Origin of the sequence: Streptomyces sp. NBC_00354, from assembly GCF_036106915.1 — a bacterium.
In the GTDB taxonomy this organism is placed as follows: Bacteria; Actinomycetota; Actinomycetes; order Streptomycetales; family Streptomycetaceae; genus Streptomyces.
Genome location: NZ_CP107983.1, coordinates 2,582,967 through 2,600,534, shown reverse-complemented (window position 1 = coordinate 2,600,534; position 17,568 = coordinate 2,582,967). Strand labels below are relative to the sequence as shown.

Sequence of the window (17,568 nt, the reverse complement as noted above, 5' to 3'; positions counted from 1 at the left end):
CCGTCAGCTCGCCAGCCAGGCGTCGGTGTACGTGTCGATCTCCGCGTTGATCTTCGCCTTGCCGGCCTCGTCCAGGAATGAGGCCTCGACGGCGTTCTTGGCCAGCTGTGCGAGCCCGCCCTCGTCGAGGTCGAGCAGCCGCGCTGCGACCGCGTACTCGTTGTTGAGGTCCGAGCCGAACATCGGCGGGTCGTCGCTGTTGATGGTGACGAGCACGCCCGCCTGCACCATCTCCTTGACGGGGTGCAGATCCAGGTCGGTCACGGCGCGCGTGGCGATGTTGGAGGTCGGGCAGACCTCGAGCGCGATCCGGTGCTCGGCGAGGTACGCGAGGAGCTCCGGGTCCTGGGTGGCGCTGGTGCCGTGGCCGATGCGCTCGGCGCCGAGGTCGCGGATCGAGTCCCAGATGGTCTCCGGGCCGGTGGTCTCGCCGGCGTGCGGCACGCTGTGCAGGCCCGCCGCCCGGGCGGCGTCGAAGTACGGCTTGAACTGCGGGCGCGGGACGCCGATCTCGGGGCCGCCGAGGCCGAAGGAGACCAGGCCCTCCGGGCGCAGTTCGACGGCGAGGCGCGCGGTCTCGGCGGCGGCCTCCAGGCCGGCTTCGCCCGGGATGTCGAAGCACCAGCGCAGGATGACGCCGAGCTCGGTCTCGGCGGCCTTGCGGGCGTCCTCGATGGCCTCCATGAAGGCCTTCTCGTCGATGCCGCGACGGGTGGAGGAGTACGGGGTGATGGTCAGCTCGGCGTAGCGGATGTTCTGCCGGGCCATGTCGCGGGCGACTTCGAAGGTCAGGGTGCGTACGTCGTCGGGGGTGCGGACCAGGTCGACGACGGAGAGGTAGACCTCGATGAAGTGCGCGAAGTCGGTGAACGTGAAGTAGTCGGCGAGTGCCTCGGGGTCGGTGGGGACCTTGGAGTCGGGGTGGCGGGAGGCGAGTTCGGCGACGATGCGCGGGGAGGCCGAACCGACGTGATGGACATGGAGTTCCGCCTTGGGCAGCCCTGCGATGAAGGGGTTCAGGTCGGGCATGAGGGAGCCTCCGGGAGGGACGCGGGTGCGGACAGATCGGGCTTCATCGTAGGCAGCTCCGGGACTGTCGGCGGCAGCGCTTAGCATGGCCGTACGAGAGGGGGGCGCCGCATGACCGATCAGAGCCCCGAGCCGAGGGACCCGTGGGCGCCGCCGGAGCGGCCGGCGGTGGAACTCGGCAAACCGCAGGCCACGCAGGGCGTGTCGGGTCCGCCGTCCGTGCACGACCAGCCGACGATCGCGGGGATGCCGGGGGCCGACTTCCCGCCGGCGCAGATACCGGGGCCGGCGCCGGTACAGGCTCCGGCGGCCACGTCCGAGCCGGCCGCGATGCTGCCGCCCGCGTACGGGTATCCGGCCCAGCCGGATCCCGGGGGCTACGCGTACCCCGGACCGCCGCCGGCGCAGCCGACGTATGGGTACCCGGGCTATCAGGGATACCCCGGGTACCCCGCCTATCCGCAGAAGAGCAACGGCTTCGGCGTCACCGCTCTCGTCCTCGGCATCATCGGCGTGGTCACCTGTTACCTGGGCGTCCTGTTCGGAGTCCCGGCGGTCATCTTCGGCGCCCTGGGCCGCGGCAAGGCCCGGCGCGGTGAGGCCGACAACGGCTCGATGGCACTGGCCGGCATCATCCTGGGCTCGGTCAGCATCCTGATCAGCATTCTGATGATCGCGCTCGTGATCGCCGGGGTCCTGCTCGGTGACCCGGGCAGCGATTCCGACTTCGACGGCCCGGCCGCGCCGACGCGGATCCGCGAGAACGTCTGACACAGCGGCCGCGGGCGACAGGCTGCAGGCTGCAGAGAACACGGAACAGGGCCGGGACCGGGCATACGCTGCCCGCTCCCGGCCCTGTTCCGTCCGGCCGCCTGTCTGTCTGTCCGTCCGTCAGCCCGTACCGGGGCCTACGCCACCCACGGCCAGTCGGCGTCCACGCCGCCCTCGATCAGGGACACCATGCGGAAGGCCGCATCGGTGAGCCCGCCGAAGGTGTGCCGGTTCCCGGACCCGGAGGGCGCGTGGCCCGCCCGGTACCCGGCCAGGTTCCAGGTGTACACCGGGACCTCGTCGGGGACGAGGGCCGTCGGGTCACCGCCGTACTGGTACGTGGCCTGCTCGTCCGTGACGATCAGGACCCGGTCGTGCCCCTTGTAGTACCGCCGCACCGCCTCGGCGGTGTAGGTGCCGCCGAGGTCCTCGAACCGCTCCAGCACCTTCAGTACGGACTCGCCCCGGTGGTACGGGACCTGCTTGCTGTCCGTCCCGAACTGCACCAGGTCCGCATCCTCGGCGCGCAGCGCCAGCGCCGTGCCGAACACGGCCGCCGCGTCCGCCCGGTTGAGCTGCGAACGGTCCGACAGCGGCGCCCACATCGACCCCGAGCGGTCCACGAGGACCAGCGTCCGGCCGGGCAGGGCCGGTACGTTGGCCAGCGAGTGGCCGAGTGCCTGCTCCAGCGGGTACGCCCAGCGCAGCGAGGGCGCGTGCTGGTAGGCGGCCAGGTAGCGGAACGGGAACTGCCGGGACCGGGCGACGACCTCCGGGTCGGAGACCTTCGCCGCGACCTGCGCGGCCACCGCGTCCGAGACACCGGCCTGGTCGAAGTTGCGCAGGTTCCGCAGCAGCGCCATCGCGCCCATGGACGGGATGACCGCCTCCCAGGCGGCCGCGTCCATCGGCCCCTGGAGCCACCCGGCCAGCGCCTCCCAGGTCATGCCCGCGGCGGCGAGCCGCTCGGCCCCGTCCGGTGCGGTGACCGCGGCCCGGCGCTCCTCCACCGGCAGCTCCATGAGCTCCCGGTGGGCGACCAGGGTGCGGTTGCCGGCCGGGACCTGCGCCGTCTCGGGGTGGTGCCGCCGGTCGAGGGCGTACCGGAACAGCTCGCCCTGCCAGGCCTTGGCGGGATCGGGGGAGGCGTGCACGAGGTTCAGCACGTCGCCGAAACGGAAGCCCTTGGACGAGGTGTCGTACTTCAGCAGCGAGGTGCCGGAGTAGAGCCTGCGGACGGCATCCGCGACACCGCGCTTGACCGGCTTGGGCACGTTCCGCACGTACGTCGCGGTCCAGTAGGCCAGCAGCTCACCGGGCTCGTCCGCGCGCCGCAGTACGGAGTCCACGACCTGGCGGTTCGAAGGCCCTTCCGTGGCTCCGGCGTCGAGCCGCGCCTTGACGTACTCGGCCGCTCCGACCAGCGAGGCGGTCCGCATGTTCGCGTCGGTGCGCAGCCAGCCGAGCAGGCCGGCGGTCCACGCGGGGTCCTCGACGGCGAAGCGGCGCACGAGTGCGGAGAACCGGTCGTCGCGGGCCTCGCCGCTCTCGTAGAACGTCCGCTGCGTCACGAAGTTGGCGACGGCGAGCAGGAACAGCTCGGAGCGCGGGTCGCGGGCGAAGCCGCGGCTGCCCTGGTGGTTGGCGGTGCGGCCGGTGGAGCGCACGGGCGAGGCGGCCGCGGGTACGGCCTTGGACGCGCGGCGCAGGTTGAAGCGAGCCATGTGAATCCCCCCGAATTCAGCAGAACGTGGGGGAGGCGTGACGTGCGGGATGCCCGAGATCAGAGTCGGCGACGGACTTATATCCAGGCGAGCTGCCAAGCTGCTCCACCGGCCGGAGCCGGGCGGGATTCGAACCCGCGACCTCCTGGTCCCCGAAGTAACCGTCGCCTGCGCACCGGGCATCCCACACGCGTGCCTCCCGAGATCAAGGTGGCGGCGGCTTGGGATTCTTGGGAGAGAAGGAGCCGCAGCCCGCGCACCGGGAGGTGCGTGACGTAGGTGTCCAGAGTTCGAGGTCGGCGAAACCACGTGCTGCTCTGCCAACTGAGCTACACCGGCCCGGAAGCCGGTGGCGGGACTCGAACCCGCGACCTGCCCATTAAGAGTGGAAGTAGGTCTCGCCTGCGCACCTGGACGAGTCCTACGGTAGGCGGCCCGCCCGCCCGTCCGCCACGCATTTAAGATCCCGTCCGGCCGAGGTCAGGCGGCGTCCGTACGCAGCCGGTCGCGGGCCTCCATCAGGGCGAAGCCCAGCAGGTTCAGACCGCGCCAGCGGGACGGGTCGAGGGCGCGCTCGTCGTCCGCCGCCAGCCCGATGCCCCAGATGCGGTCCATCGGACTCGCCTCCACCAGCACGCGGTTCCCGGTGGACAGCAGGTACGAGCGCAGCTGGGGGGTCGAGGCGAACTTGTGCACGCTGCCCTCCACCACCAACGCGAACCGCTCCTGCTCCCATACCGCCGCGTCGAAGCCGCGCACCAGCCGCCCGACCTTCTTGGCCTCCGCCGGAGTCCGCGCCTCCAGCGCTGCGCGCTCCGCCTCGGGGTCGCCGAACAGCCGAGCCTTGCCGGCCATCATCCAGTGCTCGGCCGTGGCATAGCGGACATCACCCACGGTGAACTCGGACGGCCACCACTGGCTCATGCAGCTGGGCCCGAGCGTCCCGTCCGGACGCGGCCGGTGCCCCCAGAACGGCAGGTACTTCACCCGCTCACCGCGGCTGACCTGCTCGATCAACTTGTCGATCATCTCCATGCACGCGAGTGTGGCAGTCGCCACTGACACTTCGTACGGGATTTGGGACGTGCCTCGACACATGGTCGACCGATTCCGTCGCGTAATCAAAAGGCAACAACGGAATCACTTGGCGGTGGGGACCACCTCTGCCAGGATCGGCACTCAATTCGAGCTGAAGCTACGGAGAGCGTGAGAGCGTCATGGGTAATCGCTTCCAGGTCAAGGACCGCTTCGCAGACGGCGCGCAGTACATCGACGGGCAGCTCAGGTCCGGTACCTCCGGCCGGTCGCACACCATCGTGAACCCTGCGACGGGCGAGGAGGTGCTCACGTACGAGCTCGCCTCCACCGCCGACGTCGACGCGGCCGTGGCCGCCGCCAAGCGGGCCTTCCCGGCCTGGGCCGCGGCCACTCCCGGTGAGCGTTCGGACGCCCTGCACCGGCTTGCCGCCGTGCTGGCCGAGCAGGCGGAGGACTTCGCGTACGCCGAGTCCCTGCAGTGCGGCAAGCCGATCAAGCTGTCCACCGAGTTCGACGTACCGGGGACCATCGACAACACCGCCTTCTTCGCGGGCGCCGCCCGGCATCTGCAGGGGCAGGCGGCAGCTGAGTACTCAGGAGACCACACCTCCTACGTGCGCCGCGAGGCCATCGGGGTCGTCGGCTCCATCGCGCCCTGGAACTATCCGCTCCAGATGGCCGCCTGGAAGATCCTTCCGGCGATCGCCGCGGGCAACACGATCGTCCTCAAGCCCGCCGAGCTGACCCCGCTCACCTCCCTGATGTTCGCCCAGGCGGCCAAGGACGCGGGCTTGCCCGACGGCGTGGTCAACATCGTCACCGGCGCGGGCCGGGACGCGGGCGAGCACCTGGTCGGGCACCCGGACGTGGTCATGACCTCCTTCACCGGTTCCACCGCCGTCGGCAAGCGGGTCGCCGAGATCGCCACCGCCACCGTCAAGCGGCTCCACCTGGAGCTCGGCGGCAAGGCGCCCTTCCTGGTCTTCGACGACGCCGACCTGGAGGCCGCCGCGCACGGCGCCGTCGCCGCGTCCCTGATCAACACCGGCCAGGACTGCACCGCCGCCACCCGCGCGTACGTCCAGCGCCCCCTGCACGACGCCTTCGTCGCCCGCGTGTCCGAGCTGATGGAGACCGTCCGCCTCGGCGACCCCTTCGACCCGGCCACCGACCTCGGCCCCCTGGTCTCGCACGCCCAGCGCGACCGGGTCGCCGCCTTCGTGGAGCGCGCCCGCGGATACGCCACCGTCGTCACCGGCGGGGAGATCCCGGGGGGCGAGCTCGCCGAGGGCGCGTACTACCGGCCCACCCTCGTCTCCGGCGCCGCCCAGGACAGCGAGGTCGTCCAGTCCGAGATCTTCGGCCCGGTCCTCGTCGTCCTGCCCTTCGACACCGACGACGAGGGCATCGAGCTGGCCAACGACACCCCGTACGGCCTCGCCGCCTCCGCCTGGAGCCGCGACGTCTACCGGGCCGGCCGGGCCACCCGCGAGATCAAGGCGGGCTGCGTCTGGGTCAACGACCACATTCCGATCATCAGCGAGATGCCCCACGGCGGCTACAAGGCGAGTGGCTTCGGAAAGGACATGAGCGCCTACTCCTTCGAGGAGTACACGCAGGTCAAGCACGTGATGTACGACAACACGGCGGTGGCCGCGAAGGACTGGCACCGCACCATCTTCGGGGACCGCATCTAGGGGGGTGCCCGGCGGATCAGGGTCGGATGGGCCCTGATCCGCCGGACACCCCCAAACCGTCCACGGCTTCCGCCGAATGGCAGCCGGCCGCCTGACCAGCGGCGCCACCCCTCCCGAAAGGGCAGCTCATGGAGCAGTACGAGCCCGACCGCCTCTCGGCGGCGCAACTCGCCGCGATGCGGCGCAGCCTCACCAGCGGGCGGGGCGCCCTCACCCGCCGCTCACTGTTGCGCGCCTCCGGGATCGGCGCGCTCACCCTCGGCGGTCTGGCCTCCCTGTCCGCCTGCGGTATCCCGCCCGCCAAACGCGCGGGTGACACGGCCGTCGCCTCCGACGACCGCTCGGACCAGGAGAAGGAGATCAACTTCTCCAACTGGACCGAGTACATGGACACCAGCGAGGACGAGAAGACCCACCCCACGCTGGAGGAGTTCACCAAGCGCACCGGGATCAAGGTCAAGTACACCGAGGACATCAACGACAACGTCGAGTTCTTCGGCAAGGTCCGCCCGCAGCTGGCGGCCGGCCAGGACACCGGCCGCGACCTGATCGTCGTCACCGACTGGCTCGCCGCCCGCATCATCCGGCTCGGCTGGGCGCAGAAGCTGGACCCCTCCCACCTCCCGCACGCCTACGCCAACCTGATCCCGCAGTTCCGCAACCCCGACTGGGACCCGGGCCGGTCGTACAGCTACCCCTGGACCGGCATCGACACCGTCATCGCCTACAACGCGAAGGCGACCGACGGCAAGAAGGTCGACTCCGTCACGCAGCTGCTCGACGACCCCTCCCTCAAGGGCCGCGTCGGCTTCCTCACCGAGATGCGCGACAGCGTCGGCATGACCCTGCTCGACCAGGGCAAGGACCCGGCGAACTTCACCACCGCCGACTACGACGCGGCCATCGGCCGGCTCCAGAAGGGCGTGGACACCAAGCAGATCCGCCGCTTCACGGGCAACGACTACACGTCGGACCTCGACAAGGGCGACCTCGCCGCCTGCCTGGCCTGGGCCGGCGACATCATCCAGCTCCAGGCCGGCAACCCGGACATCAAGTACGCGATCCCGGCACCCGGTTACATCACTTCCAGCGACAACCTGCTGGTCCCCGCCCACGCAGGGCACAAGGCCAACGCCGAGAAGCTCATCGACTTCTACTACGAGCCGCCGATCGCCGCCCAGCTGGCCGCGTTCATCAGCTACGTATGCCCGGTCGAAGGCGTGAGGGAAGACCTTGCGAAGATCGACCCCGAGCTCGCGGACAACCCCTTGATCATTCCGGACAAGGCGATGGCGGCCAAGGCCCACGCCTTCCGCTCCCTCACCAGTGAGGAAGAGACCGCGTACGAAGAGAAGTTCGCCAAGCTCATCGGAGCCTGACGAACCCCCTTCCGTGCCGGCACCCGCGCCCCGCACCCTTCCGACGACACCACCACCGAAGGCCGCGACCCATGACTGACAAGACCGCGGGCGGCGACGTCCGCCTCGCCGGGATCAGCAAGCACTACGGCTCGTTCACCGCCGTGCACCCGCTGGATCTCACCATCCCCCAGGGCTCCTTCTTCGCCCTGCTCGGCGCCTCGGGCTGCGGGAAGACCACCACCCTGCGCATGATCGCCGGCCTGGAGGAGCCCTCCACCGGTACGGTCCACCTCGGGGACCGGGAGGTCACCCAGCTGCCGCCGTACAAGCGCCCCGTCAACACGGTGTTCCAGAGCTATGCGCTGTTCCCGCACCTGAACATCTACGAGAACGTGGCCTTCGGACTGCGCCGCCGCGGCATCAAGTCCGTCAAGAAGCAGGTCGAGGACATGCTCGAGCTGGTCGAGCTGGGCCAGTTCGCCCAGCGCAAGCCGCACCAGCTGTCCGGCGGCCAGCAGCAGCGCGTGGCCGTTGCCCGCGCGCTCATCAACCACCCGCAGGTGCTGCTCCTCGACGAGCCCCTCGGCGCCCTCGACCTCAAGCTGCGCCGCCAGATGCAGCTGGAGCTCAAGCGGATCCAGACCGAGGTGGGCATCACCTTCGTGCACGTCACGCACGACCAGGAGGAGGCCATGACCATGGCCGACACGGTCGCCGTGATGAACGGCGGCCGCGTCGAGCAGCTAGGCGCCCCCGCCGAGCTGTACGAGAACCCGAAGACCACGTTCGTCGCCAACTTCCTCGGCACCTCGAACCTCATCGAGGCCGAGGTCCTGGAGGCCGGCGGCGCCGACGTCATGGTCAGCTCGGCGGGAACGAAGCTGCGGCTGCCCGCGGCCCGGTGTTCGACGACCCCCAAGGCCGGCGGAAAGCTGCTCGTCGGGGTGCGTCCCGAGAAGATATCCCTGGTCCACGCGGACGAGGAGGACTCCGTCGCGGCCAGCCGCAACAAGGTCCGCGGCACGATAGCCGCCTCCTCCTTCATCGGCGTCTCCACCCAGTACGTCATCGACAGCCAGGTCTGCCCCGAGCTGGAGGTGTACGTCCAGAACATCGAGCGGGACGCGCGCCTCGCCCCCGGCGCCGAGGTCGTCCTGCACTGGAACCCGGAGCACACGTTCGGGCTCGACGCCGCACAAGACATCGACGCGGGCATCGAGACGGTCGAGGAGGGCGCATGACCGCCACCGCCGCGCCGCCGGAGGCCGAAGCCACCACCGAACCCCCGGTCCACAAGCCGTCGCTGCGCAAGCGGCTCGTCCCGTACTGGTTGCTGATCCCCGGCATCCTGTGGCTGCTGGTCTTCTTCGTCCTGCCGATGATCTACCAGGCCTCCACGTCGGTGCAGACGGGCTCCCTCGAAGAGGGCTTCCAGGTCACCTGGCACTTCCAGACGTACTGGGACGCCCTCACCGAGTACTACCCGCAGTTCCTGCGCTCCCTGCTGTACGCCGGCACCGCGACCGTCCTGTGCCTGCTGCTCGGGTACCCGCTGGCCTACCTGATCGCGTTCAAGGCGGGCCGCTGGCGCAACCTGCTGCTGGTGCTGGTCATCGCGCCGTTCTTCACCAGCTTCCTGATCCGCACGCTCGCCTGGAAGACGATCCTGGCCGACGGCGGCCCGGTGGTGGAGGTCCTCAACACCCTGCACGTCCTGGACGTCACCAGCTGGCTCGGGATGACCGAGGGCGAGCGGGTGCTCGCCACGCCGCTCGCCGTCGTCTGCGGTCTGACGTACAACTTCCTGCCCTTCATGATCCTTCCGCTCTACACCTCCCTGGAGCGGATCGACACCCGCCTCCACGAGGCGGCCGGGGACCTGTACGCCCGCCCCGCCACCACCTTCCGGAAGGTGACCTTCCCGCTCTCGATGCCGGGCGTGGTCTCCGGGACCCTGCTCACCTTCATCCCGGCGAGCGGCGACTACGTGAACGCCGAGCTGCTCGGCTCCACGGACACCCGGATGATCGGCAACGTCATCCAGTCGCAGTACCTGCGCATCCTCGATTACCCGACGGCCGCCGCGCTGTCCTTCATCCTCATGGCCATCGTGCTGATCATGGTCACCATCTACATCCGCCGAGCGGGGACGGAGGACCTGGTCTGATGCGTTGGCTCCGGCGCAATCTCGTCGTCATCTTCGGACTCGGCACGCTCGCGTACTTGATCCTGCCGAACGTCGTCGTGACGGTCTTCTCCTTCAACAACCCCGTCGGGCGGTTCAACTACGCCTGGCAGGAGTTCTCACTGGACGCCTGGAAGGACCCCTGCGGGGTCGCCGACCTGTGCGGCTCCCTGTCCCTGTCGCTCCAGATCGCCGTGTGGGCCACCGTCGTCGCGACCGTCCTCGGTACGGCCATCGCCTTCGCGCTCGTCCGCTACCGCTTCCGGGCGCGCGGCGCGGTCAACTCGCTGATCTTCATGCCCATGGCCATGCCCGAGATCGTGATGGCGGCCTCGCTGCTCGCGCTCTTCCTGAACATGGGCATCCAGCTCGGCTTCTGGACGATCCTGATCGCCCACATCATGTTCTGCCTCAGCTTCGTCGTCGCAGCCGTCAAGGCGCGCGTCCTGTCGATGGACCCGCGGCTGGAGGAGGCCGCCCGCGACCTCTACGCGGGCCCGGTGCAGACCTTCGTACGGGTCACCCTGCCGATCGCGGCACCCGGTATCGCCGCAGGCGCGCTGCTCTCCTTCGCGCTCTCGTTCGACGACTTCATCATCACCAACTTCAACTCGGGCAACACCGTCACCTTCCCCATGTTCGTGTGGGGATCGGCCCAGCGCGGTACGCCTGTCCAGATCAACGTCATCGGCACGGCGATGTTCGTCATCGCGGTGCTGGTGGTGCTCACCGGCCAGATGGTCGGGAACCGCCGCAAGAACGCACAGCCCAAGTAACTCTGTAGGGAGTTGGAAGCCATGGCCCCAGTCGCCATGCGAAGTGTTGCTCAATCGCTTTCAGAAGCACTGCCGGTCTCGTACTGGCTGGACGACCCCGGCAAGCCCGCCGCACAGCCGGCGCTGACCTCGGACGAGGCCTGCGACCTGCTCGTCATCGGCGGCGGGTACAGCGGACTGTGGACCGCGCTGATCGCCAAGGAGCGCGACCCCGCCCGGGACGTCGTCCTGATCGAGTCGAAGGAGGCGGGCTGGGCCGCCTCCGGACGCAACGGAGGCTTCTGCGCCGCCTCCCTCACGCACGGCCTCGCCAACGGCATGGCCCGCTGGCCGGGCGAGCTCGCCAAGCTGGAGGAGCTGGGCGCCCGCAACCTCGACGAGATCGAGGCGGCCATCGCCCGCTACGGCATCGACTGCGACTTCGAGCGCACCGGCGAGATCGACGTGGCCACCGAGCCCCACCAGGTCGAGGAGCTGCGCGAGCTGTACGAGGAGGCCGGGAAGCTGGGCCTCGCGGGCGGCTCGCGCTGGCTGGACCGCGAGGAGCTGCGCGCCGAGGTCGACTCGCCGTCGTTCCTCGCGGGCCTGTGGGACACCGACGGCGTCGCCATGCTCAACCCCGCCAAGCTCGCCTGGGGCCTGAAGGAGGCCTGCCTGTCGCTGGGTGTGCGGATCTACGAGAACACCCGCGGGCTGTCGCTGGCCTCCTCGGGCGCCGGGATGGCCGTGCGCACCCCGTACGGGCGGATCTACGCCCGGCGGGTGGCGCTGGGCACGAACATCTTCCCGTCCCTGGTCAAGCGGATCCGCCCGTTCACGGTCCCGGTCTACGACTATGCGCTGATGACCGAACCGCTGACCGCCGAACAGCTGGGGGCCATCGGCTGGCAGAACCGCCAGGGCCTGGGCGACAGCGCCAACCAGTTCCACTACTTCCGCATCACCCCGGAGAACCGCATCCTGTGGGGCGGCTACGACGCCATCTACCCCTACCGCGGCAAGCTCGACTCCGAGTACGACCACCGCCCCGAGACGTACCTGAAGCTCGCGCAGCACTTCTTCAGCGCGTTCCCGCAGCTGGAGGGCATCAAGTTCAGCCACGCCTGGGGCGGGGCCATCGACACCTGCTCCCGCTTCTCCGCCTTCTTCGGCACCGCGCACGGCGGCAAGGTCGCCTACGCGGCCGGCTACACCGGGCTCGGCGTCGGCGCCACCCGCTTCGGCGCCGACGTGATGCTGGACCTGCTGAACGGGGCCCGCACCGAGCGGACCGAGCTGGAGATGGTGAAGTCCCGGCCGATGCCGTTCCCGCCGGAGCCCTTCGCGTGGACCGGGATCACCCTCACCAAGTGGTCCCTGGCCCGGGCGGACGCCCGTGGCGGGCGCCGCAACCTGTGGCTGAAGGCCCTGGACAAGCTCGGCCTCGGCTTCGACAGCTGACCGGGGCCCATGACCGCACGATGCCCCGTACGCCCCCGGCGCGCGCCGCGGTTCACGCCGTGAGCCGCTTCACCACCACGGGGTGACGAAACCCGCGTCATCGCAGGGCCCGGCCCCGCTCTCTCCCGGTGAGGACGCCTCACCCCAGAGAACGGAGGCCGGGCGATGCAGGGCTCGGAGATCAGGACCGCGGTGGAATGGCTCGTGTCGGTGGCGCCGGACCCCGAAGCCTGCCGGTGGGAGTGGGAGCGCAACCCCCTCGGGGTGGCCCTGCTGCCCGCCGGCCGGCACTGGGACGTGCTGATCCTGCCCGGCGAGCTGGGACAGGCCGCCCTCGACGTCCTGACGCAGTTCCTCCACCGGCCCGGCCCGGTGCTCGCCGACTTCGCCGACTCGCGGCTGGGCTTCTTCGTGCCCCCGGGTACGGCGTCCCGCTGGATCGCCACCGGCGTACGGGGAGCCGGGCGCGGGACCTGGATCGTGGTCCCGTACCCCGGCCGGAACACGGGCGGGGTGCGCTGGCTGGTGGTCCCGGACGGCCGCGGGACGCTCACCGATCCGGTGCTGCTGGAGCTCGCGATGCACGAGGCCGCGGCCCGGGCGGTGGGGGAGGAGAGCCGGGGGCCTTGACAAGGGTATTGGTCTGGACCATGTTGGGCGCCGCTGCCGGCATCACCGGCGGCCTGGCTCCATCCCCCCATGTTCCGGAGGCAGTTGTGCGCAGACCCCCCACCAGAATCACCGCCCGGTTCACCGCAGCCGCCCTCGCGATGGCCGGCTTCCTCGCCGCGGGCCAGCCGGCCGCCGCGGCCGACGCCGACCTCGCCCGCAACGGCGGCTTCGAAGCCGGACTCGACGGCTGGAGCTGCTCGGCCGGCAGCGGAGCCGTCGTCACCACCCCGGTCCACGGCGGCAGTTCCGCCCTCAAGGCCACCCCGGCCGGCCAGGACAACGCCCGCTGCTCTCAGACCGTCACCGTCAAGCCCGATTCGACGTACACGCTCGGCGCCTGGGTGCAGGGCGCGTACGTCTACCTCGGCGCGGCCGGGACCGGCACCACCGACGTGTCCGCCTGGACGCAGACCCCCGGCGCCTGGAAGCAGCTGAGCACGACGTTCCGCACGGGCGCGGCCACCACCTCCGTGACGATCTACACGCACGGCTGGTACGGCCAGCCGGCGCACCTCACGGACGACGTCACGCTCGTCGGCCCCGACCCGGGCGGCTCCGGACCCGGCCAGCCCCAGCCCCCGGCCGCCCCCACCGGCCTGACCGCATCCGGCGCCACCGCGAGCAGCATCGACCTCTCCTGGGCGGCCGCATCCGGCGCCACCTCGTACAAGCTCCACCGGGACGGCGCCGCGCTCGTGAGCGTCACCGGCACCTCGGCGACGGTCACCGGACTCGCCGCGTCCACCTCGTACACCTTCCAGGTCAGCGCAGTGAACGCGGCCGGCGAGTCCGCGAAGAGCGCCCCCGTCTCGGCCTCCACGACGAGCGGAGGCGGCAACCCGGGCAACCCCGGCCTCCCGGCCCACGCCCTGGTCGGGTACCTCCACGCGAGCTTCGCCAACGGCTCCGGCTACGTCCGGATGGCCGACGTCCCCGCCTCCTGGGACGTCATCAACCTCGCGTTCGGCGAACCGACGTCGGTGACTTCGGGGGACATCCGCTTCTCGCTCTGCCCGGCGAGCGAATGCCCGGGTGTGGAATCCCCGGCCGAGTTCAAGGCCGCCATCAAGGCCAAGCAGGCGGCCGGCAAGAAGGTCCTGATCTCGATCGGCGGCCAGAACGGCCAGGTCCAGCTCGCCACCACGGCCGCCCGCGACACCTTCGTGTCCTCCGTCAGCACCATCATCGACGAGTACGGGCTCAACGGGCTCGACATCGACTTCGAGGGCCACTCGCTCTCCCTGGCGACGGGCGACACCGATTTCCGCGCCCCCACCACCCCGGTGATCGTCAACCTGATCTCGGCCGTCAGGACGCTGAAGGCCAAGTACGGCCCGGCCTTCGTCCTGACCATGGCCCCGGAGACCTTCTTCGTCCAGCTCGGCTACCAGTACTACGGCTCCGGCCCCTGGGGCGGCCAGGACCCGCGTGCCGGCGCCTACCTCCCGGTCATCCACGCCCTGCGCGACGACCTCACCCTGCTCCACGTCCAGGACTACAACTCGGGCTCGATCATGGGCCTCGACAACCAGTACCACTCCATGGGCGGGGCCGACTTCCACATCGCCATGACCGACATGCTGCTCACCGGGTTCCCGGTCGCGGGCAACACCGCGCGCGTCTTCCCGCCGCTGCGCCCGGACCAGGTGGCGATCGGCCTCCCGGCCACGACGAACGCGGGCAACGGCCACACCTCGCCCGCCGAGGTGAACAAGGCGCTGGACTGCCTGACGAAGAAGACCGACTGCGGCACCTACGCGACACACGGCACCTGGCCCGCCCTGCGCGGCCTGATGACCTGGTCGATCAACTGGGACCGCTTCGGCGGCTGGGAGTTCTCGAAGAACTTCGACGCCTACTTCGGCGGCTGACCGGCCGGACCTCCTAGTCGCCGGTGGAGCCGTGGAAGCCGACGTGGCTGGGCTCGTCACCGGTTCCGGCGTAGAGCAGGACGTACAGCCCGCTCCAGCGCAGTCCGGGCTCGCCGAACAGGCTGTCCGTGTACTCCTGATGGTTCATCGCCCGCCCCGCCCGCGCGGTCGCCTCCTCGTACTGGGCCACCGTCGGCCGGTCCGTCCCGAAGTGGTGCAGGACCCGGTCGGCCGGCAGCGGCCGCACCGCGGCGTACTCCTCTGCGGGGCCCGCGTCGACCCGCACGACGTCCAGGACCGTGTGCGTGCCCTGCGTGCCCATGAACTCGGCGTCGGCCCACAGCGCGGCCAGGTCCGGATAGTCGTCGTGCTCCCCGAACTCCTCTGCGAACACCCGCGCGTGCAGGGCCGTCAGCGAGGCCTCGACGCTGCCCTCGTAGTCCGTCACGTAGTCCCAGTCGCTCGCACCCATGGCGCGCCCCCGCTCTCAGCTGTGAAGAAGTCCAAGATCGGGCGTCAGCCTAGACCCGGGGTCCGACAGCGCGGCGTACGGCGTGGGCGACGGCCAGCAGCAGGGGCGTACACAGGAAGCAGCTGGCCAGTACGTCCAGGGGCCAGTGCCAGCCGCGCAGGATCAGCCCGGTGACCGTGGCGGCCGTCAGGAGGAGGGCGGCGGCCATCGGCCACCCGCGGCGGGTGTGCGGGCCGATCAGCAGCGCCGCGCCGATGTAGGCGACGGCCGAGGTGGCGGTGTGGCCCGAGGGGTAGTAGCCGGCGGCCCACGGCTCCAGGGGTCCCGGACGGGCGGTCCACTCCTTCAGCGGCACGATCACGGCCGGGACCAGGGCCATCGCCAGGCCCGCGGTCAGGGCCGGGGCCCAGGCGCGGGAGCGCCGGACGGAGTACGCCATCGCCAGCACCAGGACCGGCACGGCGACCGGGACGTTGCCGAGGTCGGAGAGGCGCTCGGTGACGGAGTCGGGGACCGTGCGGACCAGGGCGCGGCTGAGGCGCTCGTCCGGCGTGAGCAGCGGACCCGAGACCAGGACCTGCCAGGTCGTCAGGACGAGCCCCAGCAGGGAGAGAAGGAGGAGAATGGCCGGCCGTCCCGGAACAGGGGGGATGGTTCCGGGACGGCCGCCCGGATCGGGTTGCCGGGCGCCCCGGGGGGTTTGGGGCGAACGGCCGTCCGATCGGTGAGGAGTGTGCGCGAACGCAGGCCCAGTGCGGCGCTGGGGAAGCCCGGTACTGGTGTCGCCCCCGGTTTCCCGGGAGCGGGGTGTCTCACTCATCTGCAGAAACCGTACGGCAGCGGAAAGGGGACCGACAGCAGGATCGCGCTCCTGCCATCGGCCCCCCACATCTTCTTCACAGGCTCCGCCCGTTACCGGGGGTACCGGCGGGCTCTTGTGTTCGGAGGGTCGCTCAGACGTCCGTGCCGATGGCCGCGAACGCAGCCTCGATGAGGTCCAGGCCTTCGTTCAGCAGGTCCTCGCCGATGACGATCGGGGGGAGGAAGCGGAGCACGTTGCCGTAGGTGCCACAGGTGAGGACGAGCAGGCCCTCGGCGTGGCAGGCCTTGGCGAGCGCGCCGGCTGCCTCCGGGAACGGGGTCTTGGAGGCCACGTTTTCAGGAGTGTCGGTCTTGACCAGCTCGATCGCGATCATGGCGCCGCGGCCGCGGATGTCGCCGATGATGTCGTACTTCTCCTGCATGGCCGTCAGGCGGGCCTTCATGACGGACTCGATCTTCTTCGCCGCGGCGTTGAGGTCGAGCTCCTTCATGGTCTCGATGGAGCCGAGCGCACCGGCGCAGGCCACCGGGTTGCCGCCGTAGGTGCCGCCCAGGCCACCCGCGTGCGCAGCGTCCATGATCTCGGCGCGGCCGGTCACGGCGGCGAGCGGCAGACCGCCCGCGATGCCCTTGGCGGTGGTGATCAGGTCCGGGACGATGCCCTCGTCCTCGCACGCGAACCACTGGCCGGTGCGGCAGAAGCCGGACTGGATCTCGTCGGCGACGAAGACGATGCCGTTGTCGTTGGCGAACTTCACGATCGCCGGGAGGAAGCCCTTGGCCGGCTCGATGAAGCCGCCCTCGCCGAGGAGCGGCTCGATGATGATCGCGGCGACGTTGTCGGCGCCGATCTGCTTGGTGATCTGGTCGATCGCCTGGGCGGCGGCCTCGGGGCCGCAGTTCTCGGCGCCGGTGGGCCAGCGGTAGCCGTAGGCGACCGGGACGCGGTAGACCTCGGGGGCGAACGGGCCGAAGCCGTTCTTGTACGGCATGTTCTTCGAGGTCAGCGCCATCGTCAGGTTCGTACGGCCGTGGTAGCCGTGGTCGAAGACGACGACGGCCTGGCGCTTGGTGTACGCACGGGCGATCTTGACGGCGTTCTCGACGGCCTCGGCACCGGAGTTGAACAGCGCCGACTTCTTCGCGTGGTTGCCCGGGGTCAGCTCGGCGAGGGCCTCGCAGACCTCGACGTAGCCCTCGTACGGCGTGACCATGAAACAGGTGTGGGTGAAGTCCGCGAGCTGAGCGGAGGCGCGGCGCACGACGGCCTCGGCGGAGGCGCCGACGGAGGTCACGGCGATGCCGGAACCGAAGTCGATCAGGCGGTTGCCGTCGACGTCCTCGATGATGCCGCCGCCCGCGCGGGCCGTGAAGACGGGGAGCACGGAGCCCACGCCGCCGGCGACCGTCTCGAGACGGCGGGCCTGCAGCTCCTGCGACTTGGGGCCGGGGATCGCGGTGACGATGCGGCGCTCCTGCGGGACAGCGGTCATAGAGGGCTCCTGGGGGGTGTTTTCGGACGCACTTGTGTCTTTGTCCGCAGGCTAGGCCCGGGGGAGGGGGTACGGCATGCTCCGTTCGGGAGTGGTGTCCGCGTGTCCTTGTCCGTGACGGCCATAGGAAGGACATGCCGCATGTCTTGTGGACGCTGCGGCAGTAGAGGCCGGTACGGGCCCATCGCCGCCTCCGGGCAACTACATTGAGCGACGC

Annotated in this window: 15 protein-coding genes; 9 read left to right on the top strand and 6 right to left on the bottom strand. The window is 70.4% G+C overall.

Annotation, left to right across the window (positions count from 1 at the left end; all coding sequences use genetic code 11):
* Window positions 1-3: 3 nt before the first annotated feature.
* Complete coding sequence (locus OHT74_RS11275) at window positions 4-1,029, bottom strand: adenosine deaminase (protein ID WP_328620183.1); 1,026 nt, start codon at window positions 1,027-1,029, stop codon at window positions 4-6.
* 111 nt (window positions 1,030-1,140) lie between these two features.
* Here OHT74_RS11275 and OHT74_RS11270 point away from each other — a divergent pair, with 111 nt between their 5' ends.
* On the top strand, window positions 1,141-1,800 hold the full coding sequence (locus OHT74_RS11270; protein WP_328620182.1) for a DUF4190 domain-containing protein: 660 nt from the start codon (window positions 1,141-1,143) through the stop codon (window positions 1,798-1,800).
* Window positions 1,801-1,937: 137 nt separating this feature from the next.
* Here OHT74_RS11270 and OHT74_RS11265 read toward each other — a convergent pair whose 3' ends face one another.
* Both OHT74_RS11265 and OHT74_RS11260 read right to left on the bottom strand, forming a co-directional pair.
* The gene (locus OHT74_RS11265; RefSeq protein ID WP_328620181.1) at window positions 1,938-3,524 is read right to left on the bottom strand and encodes a TROVE domain-containing protein; all 1,587 of its coding nucleotides are present in this window, start codon (window positions 3,522-3,524) and stop codon (window positions 1,938-1,940) included.
* Between the two features lie 480 nt (window positions 3,525-4,004).
* A complete protein-coding gene (locus OHT74_RS11260; RefSeq protein WP_266663239.1) occupies window positions 4,005-4,559 on the bottom strand; it encodes an NADAR family protein in 555 nt (184 codons plus the stop codon).
* A 182-nt stretch (window positions 4,560-4,741) separates the two neighbouring features.
* On the opposite strand from OHT74_RS11260, the gene OHT74_RS11255 reads away from it, so the two are divergent.
* The 8 genes from OHT74_RS11255 (at window position 4,742) to OHT74_RS11220 (ending at window position 14,564) form a co-directional block, all read left to right on the top strand.
* Window positions 4,742-6,259, top strand: a complete 1,518-nt coding sequence (locus OHT74_RS11255; RefSeq protein WP_266663237.1) for a gamma-aminobutyraldehyde dehydrogenase — start codon at window positions 4,742-4,744, stop codon at window positions 6,257-6,259.
* Window positions 6,260-6,387: 128 nt separating this feature from the next.
* Window positions 6,388-7,638, top strand: coding sequence for a polyamine ABC transporter substrate-binding protein (locus tag OHT74_RS11250; RefSeq protein WP_266663235.1), 1,251 nt, complete (start codon window positions 6,388-6,390; stop codon window positions 7,636-7,638).
* 71 nt (window positions 7,639-7,709) lie between these two features.
* Window positions 7,710-8,861, top strand: a complete 1,152-nt coding sequence (locus OHT74_RS11245) for an ABC transporter ATP-binding protein (protein ID WP_328620180.1) — start codon at window positions 7,710-7,712, stop codon at window positions 8,859-8,861.
* Window positions 8,858-9,787, top strand: coding sequence for an ABC transporter permease (locus tag OHT74_RS11240; protein ID WP_266663231.1), 930 nt, complete (start codon window positions 8,858-8,860; stop codon window positions 9,785-9,787). Before OHT74_RS11245 ends, OHT74_RS11240 begins: the two co-directional genes overlap by 4 nt.
* Entirely contained in the window at window positions 9,787-10,581 is a 795-nt protein-coding gene (locus OHT74_RS11235) for an ABC transporter permease (protein ID WP_328620179.1), read from the top strand. The genes OHT74_RS11240 and OHT74_RS11235 overlap by 1 nt, the downstream gene beginning before the upstream one ends.
* A gap of 21 nt (window positions 10,582-10,602) precedes the next feature.
* Window positions 10,603-12,021: an NAD(P)/FAD-dependent oxidoreductase gene (locus tag OHT74_RS11230; RefSeq protein ID WP_266663228.1), complete on the top strand. Its 1,419-nt coding sequence runs from the start codon at window positions 10,603-10,605 to the stop codon at window positions 12,019-12,021.
* 165 nt (window positions 12,022-12,186) lie between these two features.
* A complete protein-coding gene (locus OHT74_RS11225) occupies window positions 12,187-12,651 on the top strand; it encodes a hypothetical protein (protein WP_328620178.1) in 465 nt (154 codons plus the stop codon).
* A gap of 140 nt (window positions 12,652-12,791) precedes the next feature.
* The gene (locus OHT74_RS11220; protein ID WP_328623301.1) at window positions 12,792-14,564 is read left to right on the top strand and encodes a chitinase; all 1,773 of its coding nucleotides are present in this window, start codon (window positions 12,792-12,794) and stop codon (window positions 14,562-14,564) included.
* Window positions 14,565-14,577: 13 nt separating this feature from the next.
* On the opposite strand, the gene OHT74_RS11215 is transcribed toward OHT74_RS11220, so the two are convergent.
* From OHT74_RS11215 to gabT, 3 genes are all read right to left on the bottom strand, one after another.
* Complete coding sequence (locus tag OHT74_RS11215; RefSeq protein WP_328620177.1) at window positions 14,578-15,036, bottom strand: hypothetical protein; 459 nt, start codon at window positions 15,034-15,036, stop codon at window positions 14,578-14,580.
* A gap of 49 nt (window positions 15,037-15,085) precedes the next feature.
* Window positions 15,086-15,856, bottom strand: coding sequence for a phosphatase PAP2 family protein (locus OHT74_RS11210; protein ID WP_328620176.1), 771 nt, complete (start codon window positions 15,854-15,856; stop codon window positions 15,086-15,088).
* A 133-nt stretch (window positions 15,857-15,989) separates the two neighbouring features.
* Window positions 15,990-17,351 (bottom strand): 4-aminobutyrate--2-oxoglutarate transaminase, encoded by a 1,362-nt coding sequence (gabT, locus tag OHT74_RS11205; RefSeq protein WP_328620175.1) that lies wholly within the window; start codon window positions 17,349-17,351, stop codon window positions 15,990-15,992.
* Window positions 17,352-17,568: the final 217 nt, after the last annotated feature.